Genomic DNA, 12,714 nt, shown 5'->3' with positions numbered 1-12,714 from the left:
CCGCAATTCCCGGCTGCTTGACCAAGGGCAGACGCGCAGCTATGGCCCCCTGCATGGAAAAGCAAAAGAAACCGTCCCGTCAGCAAGTTTATACATTGCTCGTTCAGATTGGCCGCAAAGAAGGCGACGGCTTGCCCGAAGGCGCGACCGGAGCAGCGCTGATGTGTTTTGCCAGTGGGGTGGATGAGGCCGAAGCGGTACGTGAAACTGTGGCGATCCTGAAACAGGCCGACACCGCGCCACTGGACGTCACCGGCTATGGAACTCTGGCCGAGCGTGAGGCGCAGGGGCATGACATCGATCCGGACGAACGCGACCTGATGCAGCGGGCCTTGGACGAAAACGCCGTTATCGTGGCGCAAATGACGCCGTTTTTCGGGGATGAAGAACCGGCTTAGTTCCGCACCCCGAACCATTTGCGGTAAATTTCATCATAGGTGCCGTCTTCGCGCAGCGCCAACAGGGCTTGGTTCACGTCCTCGACCAATGGCGAGCCGGTTGGGAACGCGATCCCGTAATTCTCTCGCAGGAAAACACCGCCAGTCATCGATGCGATTCGGCGACCTTCATGCGCTGCAAAATAGGATAGGATCGGCGCGTCAAAGACAACGGCGTCCAACTCCTTATCTCGGAATGCGGTCAGCACATCATCCAGGTTTTCATAACCGGAAAATTCGATCTCGCGCCGGTTCAAGAAGTTTGCCGCAGTCGAGTTCGAGATTGTGCCCACCTGTTTGCCATAAAGATCGTTGACCGAGTTCACGTTGCCGCTGATGGCATCCACGGTCATGACTGACGTGATGCGCGCCGTGAAGACCGATACGATGAACAGCGAGGACACAACCAGAACCACGCCCAGCAACCGTCCGAACGGAGTGCGTGGCATGCGTTCCTCGAACCCTCCATTGACCACAAGATTCAGCGCCCACCAAAAAGACGGGAACCATGCCTCATTCAGCTTGCGGTCGAAATAGGGCTGGGCTCGACGCTCAAACCCCCACATCAGCATCCCTCCGCCAAGCAGGATTGCAAAGGCCAGACCGATGGCGATGAACAATTCAACAGACAGCAAAGCGTGCAGCAGCGAAGGTCTGCGGGCTGCATCCGACGGCACCATGATCTGCAAGCCGGCCTCGAATATGGGCTGACTGAAGTCCATCTGCGTTTCTCGCGCAGCCGTAATCGAGATATTGGCCACAGCCAGGTCCGCGTTTCCATCCTGCACGGCACCCAGCATATCGCTGAACGCCTCGACCCTGGTGACTGAGTAGTCCCAATTCAATGCCTCAGACAGGGCTTGCAACAGGTCCATTGAAAAACCGGTTTGGGCCCCGTCCTCGACATAGGAAAACGGGGGGCGGGTCACGGTCGTGACCGAAAGCGTCTGCGCCTGGCTTTGCTGTGCAAGAACGGCGAAAGTCAGGCAGATCCAAACGAGAAGCGCACGTATCATCGTCAATTCACCTGTTTCGCGGCCCTCTAACGCAGATTTGAAAGGCACGGCAAGGTGGCCGCAAGGTAAACCGCCATGTTTTATTGGGGTGTCATTTCAAGACTCGCAAAAAAAAGCGCCCGGAATCCGGTGGCGAGGGGTTGGCAATTGGTCCAATTCGTTGAATCTGTGCACGATCCCGCGATTGAACCAACCAAAAGGGCCCAGAAATGACAGATCCGGTGAAGTTGACGGCGGACCTGATCCGTTGCCCATCAGTCACACCTGAGGAAGGTGGCGCGCTTGTGTTGTTGGAGAAGCTTCTGTCCGACGCAGGCTTCGACTGCACCCGCGTGGACCGGGGCGATGTCAGCAATCTGTACGCGCGCTGGGGGGCGAAAGACCATACGCGCAGCTTTGGGTTCAACGGGCATACTGACGTTGTCCCAGTGGGGGACGAAGCGGCCTGGACGATGCCTCCGTTCGGTGCAGAAATCCGCGAAGGTGTGATGTATGGGCGCGGGGCCACGGACATGAAATCCGGCGTGGCGGCCTTTGCGGCGGCCGCCGTGGATTTCGTGCGCGACACCCCCCCGGACGGGGCGATTATTCTTGCGATCACCGGCGATGAAGAGGCGGACGCGGTGGACGGCACCACGGCACTGCTTGATTACATGTCCAAGGCCGGAGAACGCATGTCTGCCTGTTTGGTGGGCGAGCCGACCTGCCCCAACACAATGGGCGAGATGATGAAGATCGGGCGGCGTGGTTCGATGACCGCCTGGTTCACGGTGACCGGTGTGCAGGGGCATTCGGCCTATCCGCACCGGGCCAAGAACCCTTTGCCCGCCATGGCGCGTTTGATGCATCAGCTAGCCAGCCAGGAACTGGATCAGGGATCGGACCATTTCGATGCCTCAACCCTGGCTGTTGTGAGTATTGACACGGGCAACGCAGCTACCAACGTGATCCCCGCGCAATGTACCGGGGCGGTGAACATTCGCTTTAACGATCTGCATTCGGGTGCCAGCCTCAGCGATTGGCTGAAAGCGGAAGCCAAAGCCGTGGCTGAAACCTACGATGTCGCGATCAACGTCCGGATCAAGATCTCAGGCGAGAGCTTTCTGACCCCACCCGGCCCCCTGTCTGATCTGGTCGCGAAAGCGGTCGAGACCGAAACCGGTGTGCGCCCCGAGATGTCGACAACAGGTGGCACATCTGATGCGCGGTTTGTCAAAGATCATTGCCCGGTGGTTGAGTTTGGCCTTGTCGGCCGAACAATGCATCAGGTCGATGAATGTGTTGAGGTCGCGCAGATCGAACAGCTCAAGGCGATCTACACGCGCATCCTTTGGGACTATTTCGCCTGAAGCATGCAACGCACATTGGTCATCATGGTGAAAGAACCCCGACCGGGACGGGTCAAGACGCGGCTGGGGCGTGACATTGGCATGGTTGGCGCGGCGTGGTGGTTCCGTCACCAGACGCGCGCGTTGATCCGGCGATTGCGGGACCCACGCTGGCAGATTGTGCTGGCAGTTACCCCGGATCGGGAAGGCCTGACCAGCCGCATCTGGCCCGTTGATCTGCCCCGCGCGGCGCAAGGGCGAGGCGATCTGGGCGACCGCATGGGGCGCATGTTGCGCGGCATGCCGCAGGGACCGGTCTGTCTGATCGGCGCGGACATTCCCGGGATCACATCCCAGCATATCGCACGAGCCTTCAAGGAATTGGGACAGTCGGAATTTGTATTTGGCCCTGCGCCGGACGGTGGCTATTGGTTGGTAGGGGCTCAGCGGTACAAGGCGTTGCCGACAAGCCTGTTCCGTAAAGTACGCTGGTCTACTGAAACCGCGCTGGCTGACACTCTGGCCTCAGTTCCGAGGTGCCGCGTCGGATTGCTGGACCATTTGCGCGACGTGGATACGGTGGCCGACTTGATGCCCTGAACTTTTTGGTCATGACGCGGTCGCATACCCGTGATAGGCCGGAGATATGACTCGCATACCTACCAAGCAGGAGGTCCTCGATTGGATCTCGGCGAACCCCACCCTGACCTCGAAACGCGATATCGCCAAAGCCTTTGGCATCAAAGGCGCGGATCGGATTGACCTGAAACGCATCCTCAAAGAGCTTGAGGCCGAAGGGCATCTGGAAAAGCGCAAGCGCAGCTATCGCGATCCGGATCGCCTGCCACCGGTTAGCGTGTTGCAGGTGAAGGCCCCGAACTCGGATGGTGACCTTTTCGCGCGCCCCCTGGAATGGCATGGCGAGGGGGTCGAGCCGATCATTCTGCTCATCACCCGTGCCAGTGATCCGGCACTGGGCGAGGGCGACCGCATTCTGGCCCGCCTCACGGTTGTGCATGAAGAAGACCACAATTACGAAGCACGCCTGATCCGACGTGTCGGGACGAACCCGCGCAAGATCGTAGGTATCTTTCGCAAAGGGGCGGAAGGCGGACGGATCGTGCCGATCGACAAGGCTGGCCAAACCGAATGGCTGGTTGCTGATGGGGCCGTATTGGGTGCCAAGGATGGAGAATTGGTCGAGGCTGAACAGGCCGGGCCAAAGAATCGCATGGGCCTGCCACCTGCGCGTATAGTGGAACGGCTGGGTGATCCATCGGCGCCCAAGGCCGTGTCACTGATTGCAATTCATCAGCACGGCATTCCGGATGATTTCCCCGACAAGGTGATTGCCGAAGCCGATAAGGCCAAACCGGTTGGTCTAAAAGGCCGCGAAGACCTGCGGGATATACCTTTGCTGACCATCGATCCGTCAGATGCGCGGGATCATGACGATGCCTGTTATGCCCATGCCGACGATGACCCCAAGAACCCTGGCGGGCATGTGATCTGGGTCGCCATCGCCGACGTTGCCGCCTATGTGCAGCCCGGTACCGCGCTGGATCGTGAGGCGCGCAAGCGCGGCAACTCCAGCTACTTCCCGGACCGGGTGGTGCCAATGCTGCCGGATCGCCTCTCTGGAGACCTGTGTTCGCTGCACGAAGGCGTTCCGCGCGCTTGTATCGCTGTTCGGATGCAAATCGATGCGGATGGAAACAAGATTGGTCATCGCTTTGTACGTGGTCTGATGCGCTCGGCCGCCTCGCTGCACTATGCCGAAGTTCAAGACGCTATCGACGGCAATCCAAACGACCGCACAGGGCCTTTGTTAGAGCCTGTGTTGAAGCCACTCTATGCCGCCTATGCCGCGCTTAAGAAAGCGCGGGCAGAACGGCAACCACTGGAACTGGACTTGCCCGAACGCAAGATCATTCTCAGCGATGCTGGCGAGGTCCAAAGCGTGGCCTTCCGCGACCGGCTGGACGCGCACAAGCTGATTGAGGAGTTCATGATCCTCGCCAATGTGGCCGCCGCCGAGACATTGATCGCCAAGCGCCGCCCGTTGCTGTTCCGCGTGCATGAGGAACCGGCGCAAGAAAAGCTGGAAAGCCTGCGGGAAACCGCGCAGGCTGCGGGCCTCAATCTGGCCAAGGGTCAGGTGCTGCAGACCCGGCACCTGAATGCATTGCTGAACGCGGCCGCCGGGACCGAGGATGCAGAGCTGATCAACCTTTCAACCCTGCGCTCGATGGCACAGGCTTATTACAATTCGGAAAACTTCGGACATTTCGGTCTGGCGCTGCGGAACTATGCGCATTTCACTTCTCCCATTCGTCGTTATGCGGACCTGATCGTGCACCGCGCACTGATCACGGCGCATGGCTGGGGCGACGACGGGCTGATCGAGGATGAGATCGCGCGCCTTGATGAAACGGCCACGCATATTTCGGACACCGAGCGCCGCTCAATGATGGCCGAGCGGGACACGACGGATCGCTACCTTGCCGCTTATCTGAGCGAGCGTGTGGGCAATGAATTCAGTGGTCGCATTAGCGGCATCGCGCGGTTCGGTGCATTTGTGAAGATGGACGAAACCGGCGCGGATGGGCTGGTGCCCGTCCGATCACTGGGGCGCGAGTTTTTCCATTTCGACCGCGAAGCCGGCACGCTTATGGGATCGGACTCAGGGCTGATCATTGCCATCGGCCAGCGTGTCACCGTTCGCCTGACCGAGGCCACGCCCGTTACCGGCGGGCTTGAGTTGGAGCTGCTGTCCATCGATGACCAAGCCCTGCCGCGCGGAGGCGGGCCCGCTAAGCGGGGGGGCGCACGGCGTAAGGCGGTCAGTACAAAGCGCAAGAAGGACAAGATCAAGCGCAAGGTCGAACGCAAACGTCGTCAAAGGTGATAGGTCAGCGCCCGTGCGATCAGCCAGCCATGACGGGTTTCATCAATCTGATCCGGGTCATCAAACAGGATGGCCCGGTTGCCGTCCAACCGATCCTCGCCGGGGAAGGCAGTGGTGAAATCACCCATTAGTCGGCTCTGACAATGCACGAACAGGGCAAACGATGCCGCTTTGTGCCCGCCCAGCCGGATGGTCGACCCCTTGGGCGCCAGATAGGCGGGTTGACCCCACCGCAATGCTTCATTCAATGGCTGGGCTTTAGGCAAAGTCCTGGCCGTTGAAAACACCAGCTCGCGCAAGACGAGGACACCCGAACGGGTGTCTTCGGGAAACGCTTCAAAGGCGGTCTGTACCGCAGGGTCGTCAAAAGGTGTCATGGCAGCGGTATCGCCTGCTCCATTCGGTCCACGTAGTCGTTGAGCAGCCTATCCTGTTTGATCCGCTGGGTCAGCGGGGTTTCCACCGGTGTTGCGCGCATTGCGGCCAACATGGGCCCAACGCTCATATCTGCTGATGTTGGCCGGTCGCCCAGAAGGTACGGCGATTGCCACAAATAAGCGGATATCGCTTCAAGGTCCCGCTCCAATCGATCCTGACGCTCAGTGGGAGAGAAGCGGCCGACACCCTGAAACACCAATCCCTGGACGACCTTTCTCCGGATTGAGTTCGACACCGGCGTTCGGATCAACGCAGGAATAACCGAAAAGAAGGTCTTGCGCAGAATTGGCCAAACCTCGTCATTGGTCCATCTGTCCTGGACGACCTGAAAATAGATATGTTCTTCTGCCATGCGAATCAGCGTCCGCGCCTGCGCCTTTTGTATGTCGCTTAGCCCGGCGTCGAAGTTTGCGCCCTGCGCCTCAAGCCAATCGCGGATCAGGTCGCTATCGGGGACAAGGCGTTCTGGCGTGCGCAGAACCGGTAGTTTCTGGTGGGGCATCTTGCGGGGGTCCAACATATCAGACCGCTGCCAACGCTGGCCCGCATGTTCCAGCATGTAAGCGGCCTTGACGCAAAAGGGGCTGGCGCTGAACAGGCCAAAGGCCGAAGGGTAAATCATAAGGGTCAACATCGGAGGCTCCAAATTCGGGATGCCCGAGGAATAGCTTTGCCTGATGACAGTTTCTGTCATCAGGTTTAGATTAATCTGCACTATGTCCCGAACCGCCCGCCTGTTCCAATTGATGCAAGCCTTGCGCTCTGGTCCTTCGCCGAAGACGTCCCAACAACTGGCGCAGGATCTGGGTGTCTCGCCGCGCACAGTCCATCGCGATATTGAATCGTTGCGTGGGCTTGGAGCGGTGATCGACGGTGAGGCCGGTTTTGGCTTTACCCTGATCGAAGACGCAACCCTGCCGCCGCTTGGGTTCACAGATGATGAACTTGAAGCGCTGGTTTTGGGGCTGCGAGAGGTTCAGGCCATTGGTGATCCTGGGTTGGCAGACGCCGCCAGCAATACGTTGCGCAAATTGCAGGGGCGATTGCCACAGCGCCAATCACACCGCCTGTCCCATGCAGTGCTGACAGCAACGCGCTTTGATCGCCCAGCCAAGCCCACCATCGCGGTGGCTGACTTGCGGCAGGCCACATGGGACGAACGCACGATCGAGTTTGCCTACACTGATGCCAAGGGCGATGACACGCGCCGCAAGGTGAACCCGCTGAGTATCGTCTATATGGACCGCGCCAGCGTTTTGATTTCCTGGTGCCATCTGAGGCAGGACTTTCGCGTCTTTCGGCTGGACCGGATACGCGAAATGTCCGTGACAGGCGAAAGCTTTAGGCCAAACCGCATCCCTTTGCTGCGTGAGGCACTTGCCCAGATTCGAGCTAAACACGAAGCAAAAGATCGCGAGGGGTCAAGCTGAACGCTTTGGAAAACGCAAATTATGCGGTACTCTGAGGTTGAGCAGTAACCAGGAAAATTCGGAATGCGTAAATGCATAGGTGGCGTTATGACCGCCGCATTATGGGCATCCATTGTGCAGGCGGAATCTATCAATACTCTGGGCGGGTCACAGGCCATACAGCTGGCGTCAGCTGGCGTGGCGATATCGATCCGGCCAGCTTTACGACCCTCAGCTAAGGAGTACCGGGTGTCGACGGAAGGAAACGCGCGGTTTCAGGCGTGGCTTGGAGCATTTCGTGAACGGGCGTCCGAGCAGGGGATATCAGCCTCAACACTGGACAGGACGCTGGCAGGTTTGACCTACGATAAGGACGTGATCAGACGCGACCGCAACCAGGCAGAGTTTTCGAAACCCATTTGGGAGTATTTGGATTCTGCCGTCTCGGACACGCGCATCAGAAACGGCCGGGCGGGGTTGGAGCGCCATCGCGACGCGCTGACCCGCATCGAAGCCAAGTACGGCGTCGAAAAAGAGGTTGTGACAGCGATCTGGGGGCTTGAGACGTCGTTCGGAACGTTTCGGGGCAACGACCACACCATCCGATCTCTGGCAACATTGGCGTTTGACGCGCGGCGCGCGCGGTTTTTCGAAACCCAGTTGATCGCTGCCTTACAGATCGTTCAGGCGGGCGACGTCAGCCCGCGCAACATGATGGGTAGCTGGGCCGGGGCGATGGGGCATACACAGTTCATGCCAACCTCATTTCTGGACCACGCGGTTGATTTCGACGGGGATGGGCGGCGCGATATCTGGTCGGAAGATCCAACCGATGCGCTGGCCTCGGCCGCCGCCTATCTGGCGCGGCATGGGTGGACTAAGGGGCAGCCGTGGGGCGTCGAGGTGACCCTGCCCAAAGGGTTCGACTACTCCACCGCAAGGCGGGATCACACATTGATGCCCTCACTATGGGCCGCACGTGGTGTGGTTGCGGCGAGTGGCGCCCACATTTCGGATCACGGGCAAGCGGCGATCCTGTTACCTGCCGGAGGGCGGGGCGTCGCGCTGATGATCTTTGACAATTTCAAGGTGATTGAGAAATACAACGGTGCCGACGCCTATGTGATCGGGATAGGACACCTGTCTGACCGTCTGGCCGGATGGGGGTCGTTCCTGACCGAATGGCCGCGTGGTGACAGGGTGCTGAGTTTCACCGAGAAAAAGGAACTGCAATCCCGTCTGACCCAGGCTGGATTTGATACCCAAGGCATCGATGGACGCACAGGGCCAAACACGGTCAAAGCTGTTCGGGCGTATCAATTGGCGCAGGGGTTGCTGCCAGACGGATATGCCAGCCTGAACCTCTTGGAAACGTTGCGGTGACAATGGAAGGGCGTTGATCTATTGCCTGAGTATGCATCGCAATTACACTCTCAGTTATTGGCTGTGCAACCTCCCGACTATCGGCACTCACTACGATAGACGGGAGGTGGACCCAGCAGTAGAGCGGGTCGCGACGCCGGTAGAGGTAATACAAGTAACCGAGTCGCATTCGCATACTTGAATCTGAGTCACATCAAATCAAGATATTTATCGCGCGAAAGATTTATTGTTGCCGCGCGATACATAATTACTTCTTTTTGTCGCTCGATTTGATTCAATCTAGTTGTGTTCAGCAATTGAGCTGGATCGATTGACGGGCAATTGCGACACAGAAAGTGAAAAGGGACGCATTTTAATGCACCCCTCAAACCTGAAAAGCAGCAATCTGGACTACGAAGCTGCCTTCATCAGCCCTTGCGCGATGATCTCGGCCTGCGCCTCGTCCAGTGACTTGTGAATCCTCACGAACATCTCATCGATTTCCGCAGGGGTCAGGACCAGCGGGGGTGAGATGATCATCCGGTCACCCACGTGGCGCATGATCAGGTTGTTGGCAAAGCAACGGTCGCGGCAGATGTAGCCGACCGTACCGGGCTCCGACGCGAATTTGGCGCGGCTTGCCTTGTCTGGCGTCAGCGCGATCGAGGCCATCATGCCAACAATCTTGGCCTCTCCGACGAGTGGATGGTCGGCCAGTGCCTCCCATTTCTCTTTCAGATAGGGTGCGGCCACATCGCGGACGTGGTCGACGATCCCTTCTTCTTCGAGGATGCGCAGATTCTCCAGCGCGACAGCCGCCGCAACCGGGTGGCCGGAATAGGTATAGCCGTGATTGAACTCGGTGCCGCCGATCACCGCGGCAATCTCGTCATTCACGATGGACCCGCCGATGGGTGCGTAGCCCGAGCTGAGCCCCTTGGCGATCGTCATAATATGCGGTTTGATACCAACTGTTTCGGACCCGAACCAGTTGCCTGTGCGTCCAAATCCACAGATCACCTCATCGGCGATCAAGAGGATATCGTATTTGTCGCAAATGTGCTGGATCTCGGGCCAGTAGGTATCGGGGGCAACGATCACCCCGCCCGCACCCTGCACGGGTTCGGCAATAAAGGCCGCGACGCGGTCTTCGCCCAGTTCCAGAATGGCTTCTTCCAACTCACGCGCGCGGGCCAGGCCAAACTCTTCCGGCGCCATGTCGCCGCCTTCGGCCCACCAGTTCGGCTGGTTGATGTGGTGGATGTTCGGGATCGGGATGCCGCCCTGCGCATGCATGCCCGCCATACCGCCCAGCGAGGCCGAACCGACGGAGGACCCGTGATAGGCATTGTGGCGGCTGATGATGATGTTCTTGTCCGGCTGACCCTTCTCAGCCCAATAGGTGCGCACCAGGCGAATGTTGGTGTCATTTGCCTCGGACCCGCCCGCCGCGAAGAACACGTGATTCAGATCCCCCGGCGCCAGTTCTGCGATCTTTGCTGCCAAAGCGATGGCCGGAATATGGGTCGTTTTGAAGAACGTGTTGTAATAGGGCAGTTCACGCATCTGGCGGGCAGCAACCTCGGCCAGTTCATCGCGACCGTAACCGATATTGACGCACCATAGACCTGCCATGGCGTCCAGAATCTCTTCGCCTTCGCTATCGGTCAGGTACACGCCTTTGGCACGAGTGATGACGCGCGCGCCTTCCTCGCCCAATGATCCGTTGGCCGAAAACGGGTGCATATGATGCGCCGCATCCAGCGCCTGCAATTCGGCGGTAGGCATGTGATTGGTGATGGTCGACATCAGAGAATCTCCTGCAAAAGGCGGTTACCCGTCACAATATGATCAAATTTTTTCGTGTCAATCGAATCAACCTGAATCAGGCGGAGATCAAAGCGTCCGACATCAATTCCATACCCTGCTCAATGTCCTGAGCGGTTGCTTTCGCGACCTTTTCCGCATCTTTCGCCCGCAAGCTTGCGATGATGTCCTTGTGCCGATCCGGCAGGCTATGTGTTCCGAAACGTCCGCAGACAACGCGTAGTGAGGGGCCGAACCGCAGCCAAAGCCGCTCGGCCAGATCGTTGAGAATCGGAGCATCCGCATGCGTGTAGAGCGTTTCATGAAACTGGTGGTTTAAGCGCAAATAACCACTGACGTCGCCGTCTGTGATGGTCTGATCCAATCGCTGATCAAGCTTCTCGAGCTGATCGATATCAGCAGGTTTTAGATTCGCGGTTGCCCGTCTGGAAAGCTCTGATTCTATTGATATTCTGGCAAAAATCATCTGCTCGACATCGGTGCCCGACAACAAAGGCACGCTGACGCGCCGATTGCCCTGAAACACCAGCGCGCCGTCCGAAATCAGCCGCCGGATCGCCTCGCGGACGGGGGTCATCCCAACCCCGAGCGATTCGGTCAAACCCTGTATCGTGACCGGTTGTCCCGGGACCAGATCACCGTACATGATCTGCGATCTCAGGGTTTGGTACACCTGTTCATGCGCCGGTCTTTTTCCCTCATCCACCTTCGAGCTGGATGCTTTATTTTTGATCAAATCCAAATGGTTTACCCTGTTTCGCGTGGTGTCGACTTGCCAGACGCCTGACCTCGTGAAACCATACGATGGATCGGGGGAAAACGCAAAACTTGATCAAATCAAAAAAAACGGGAGAATACCCGTACACTTGCAGGGAGAGAAATATGTCAATCAAAACGCTGACGATGACAGCGATTGTCGCGCTGGGGACTTCGGCGGCTTTTGCCGAAGAGGTGCGCGTCTACAACTGGTCCGACTATATCGACGAGGATCTACTGAAAAAATTCGAAGAAGAGACAGGGCTGACCCTGATCTACGACGTGTTTGACAGCAACGAGGTTCTGGAAACCAAGATGCTGGCCGGTGGATCAGGCTATGACGTGGTTGTGCCGTCGGGCACGTTTCTACAGCGTCAGATTCAGGCTGGCGCCTTTCAGGAACTGGACGAAGCAAAGCTTTCGAATTCAGGAAACCTATGGGACGTGATTCAGGAACGTACCGCAGGCTATGACCCGAACAACGCCTATTCGATCAACTACATGTGGGGGACGACCGGCCTCGGCGTTAACGTTGGTAAGGTTAAGGAAGTGCTGGGCGACGACGTTGCTCTGAACAGCATGGACTTGGTTCTGAAGCCGGAGAATATGGAAAAGCTGGCCTCGTGCGGCGTCCATTTCCTGGACGCTCCGGCCGAGATTATTCCGATGGTGCTGCAGTATATCGGTGAAGATCCGGACAGCCATGACACCGATGTGATCGGTAAAGCCGAAGAAGTCCTGGCTGGCGTTCGCCCGCATATCCAGAAATTCCACAGCTCGGAATACATCAACGCGCTGGCAAATGGCGATATCTGCGTAGCTGTCGGTTGGTCAGGTGACATCCTGCAAGCGCGAGATCGCGCGGCCGAGGCCGAAAATGGCGTGGAAATTGAATACCACCCATTCGCTGAAGGTTCGCTGATGTGGTTCGACCAGATGGCCATCCCGGCGGATGCTCCGAACCCGGAAGGCGCACACCAGTTCTTGAACTTCATTCTGGACGCCAACAACATGGCTGCCGCATCGAACTATGTGTACTATGCCAATGGCAACAAGGCTTCTCAGGAGTTCCTTGAGGAAGACGTGATTGGTGATCAGGCAATTTATCCGAGTGATGCCACGATGCAGAATCTCTACATCACTACGCCTTATCCGGTCAAAACGCAGCGGAGCGTGACCCGCCTGTGGACCAAAATCAAATCGGGCACCTGAACCGAAGTATCTGAGCAAGGC

Annotated in this window: 13 protein-coding genes; 8 read left to right on the top strand and 5 right to left on the bottom strand. The window is 58.0% G+C overall.

All coding sequences use genetic code 11. The features are described 5' to 3' along the window. The first annotated feature begins 53 nt into the window (after positions 1 to 53). Positions 54 to 398, top strand: coding sequence for a hypothetical protein (locus DS906_RS20065; protein ID WP_058279829.1), 345 nt, complete (start codon positions 54 to 56; stop codon positions 396 to 398). Here the strand turns inward: DS906_RS20065 and DS906_RS20060 are convergent. Beyond that, positions 395 to 1,453: a transporter substrate-binding domain-containing protein gene (locus DS906_RS20060; protein WP_113791872.1), complete on the bottom strand. Its 1,059-nt coding sequence runs from the start codon at positions 1,451 to 1,453 to the stop codon at positions 395 to 397. The genes DS906_RS20065 and DS906_RS20060 overlap by 4 nt on opposite strands. A gap of 209 nt (positions 1,454 to 1,662) precedes the next feature. On the opposite strand from DS906_RS20060, the gene dapE reads away from it, so the two are divergent. The 3 genes from dapE to rnr are packed head-to-tail and all read left to right on the top strand — an operon-like array spanning position 1,663 to position 5,689. Then, positions 1,663 to 2,802 (top strand): succinyl-diaminopimelate desuccinylase, encoded by a 1,140-nt coding sequence (gene dapE, locus DS906_RS20055; RefSeq protein WP_113791810.1) that lies wholly within the window; start codon positions 1,663 to 1,665, stop codon positions 2,800 to 2,802. A gap of 3 nt (positions 2,803 to 2,805) precedes the next feature. Next, positions 2,806 to 3,381: a TIGR04282 family arsenosugar biosynthesis glycosyltransferase gene (locus DS906_RS20050; protein WP_113791809.1), complete on the top strand. Its 576-nt coding sequence runs from the start codon at positions 2,806 to 2,808 to the stop codon at positions 3,379 to 3,381. A 46-nt stretch (positions 3,382 to 3,427) separates the two neighbouring features. Beyond that, positions 3,428 to 5,689: a ribonuclease R gene (gene rnr, locus DS906_RS20045; RefSeq protein ID WP_113791808.1), complete on the top strand. Its 2,262-nt coding sequence runs from the start codon at positions 3,428 to 3,430 to the stop codon at positions 5,687 to 5,689. Here rnr and DS906_RS20040 read toward each other — a convergent pair. Continuing rightward, a complete protein-coding gene (locus DS906_RS20040) occupies positions 5,680 to 6,066 on the bottom strand; it encodes a DUF1801 domain-containing protein (protein ID WP_113791807.1) in 387 nt (128 codons plus the stop codon). The genes rnr and DS906_RS20040 overlap by 10 nt on opposite strands. Then, the gene (locus DS906_RS20035) at positions 6,063 to 6,842 is read right to left on the bottom strand and encodes a glutathione S-transferase family protein (RefSeq protein ID WP_369935437.1); all 780 of its coding nucleotides are present in this window, start codon (positions 6,840 to 6,842) and stop codon (positions 6,063 to 6,065) included. Before DS906_RS20035 ends, DS906_RS20040 begins: the two co-directional genes overlap by 4 nt. Before the next feature lies 1 nt (position 6,843). On the opposite strand from DS906_RS20035, the gene DS906_RS20030 reads away from it, so the two are divergent. From DS906_RS20030 to DS906_RS20025, 3 genes are all read left to right on the top strand, one after another. Then, positions 6,844 to 7,557 (top strand): YafY family protein, encoded by a 714-nt coding sequence (locus DS906_RS20030; RefSeq protein ID WP_113791806.1) that lies wholly within the window; start codon positions 6,844 to 6,846, stop codon positions 7,555 to 7,557. A 71-nt stretch (positions 7,558 to 7,628) separates the two neighbouring features. Beyond that, the gene (locus tag DS906_RS22560) at positions 7,629 to 7,775 is read left to right on the top strand and encodes a hypothetical protein (RefSeq protein ID WP_233494856.1); all 147 of its coding nucleotides are present in this window, start codon (positions 7,629 to 7,631) and stop codon (positions 7,773 to 7,775) included. After that, entirely contained in the window at positions 7,735 to 8,919 is a 1,185-nt protein-coding gene (locus tag DS906_RS20025) for a lytic murein transglycosylase (protein WP_233494855.1), read from the top strand. The genes DS906_RS22560 and DS906_RS20025 overlap by 41 nt, the downstream gene beginning before the upstream one ends. A gap of 390 nt (positions 8,920 to 9,309) precedes the next feature. Here DS906_RS20025 and DS906_RS20020 read toward each other — a convergent pair whose 3' ends face one another. Beyond that, positions 9,310 to 10,707 (bottom strand): aspartate aminotransferase family protein, encoded by a 1,398-nt coding sequence (locus DS906_RS20020; protein ID WP_113791804.1) that lies wholly within the window; start codon positions 10,705 to 10,707, stop codon positions 9,310 to 9,312. A 76-nt stretch (positions 10,708 to 10,783) separates the two neighbouring features. Then, on the bottom strand, positions 10,784 to 11,467 hold the full coding sequence (locus DS906_RS20015) for a GntR family transcriptional regulator (RefSeq protein ID WP_113791803.1): 684 nt from the start codon (positions 11,465 to 11,467) through the stop codon (positions 10,784 to 10,786). A gap of 140 nt (positions 11,468 to 11,607) precedes the next feature. Between DS906_RS20015 and DS906_RS20010 the strand changes: the two genes are divergently transcribed. After that, positions 11,608 to 12,693, top strand: a complete 1,086-nt coding sequence (locus DS906_RS20010; RefSeq protein ID WP_113791802.1) for a polyamine ABC transporter substrate-binding protein — start codon at positions 11,608 to 11,610, stop codon at positions 12,691 to 12,693. The last annotated feature ends 21 nt before the right edge of the window (positions 12,694 to 12,714 follow it).

Origin of the sequence: Ruegeria sp. A3M17 (genome assembly GCF_003318255.1) — a bacterium.
Classification (GTDB): domain Bacteria; phylum Pseudomonadota; class Alphaproteobacteria; order Rhodobacterales; family Rhodobacteraceae; genus Ruegeria.
The sequence above is the reverse complement of the archived record's forward strand: the minus strand, read 5'-3'. Positions and strand labels throughout refer to the sequence as shown.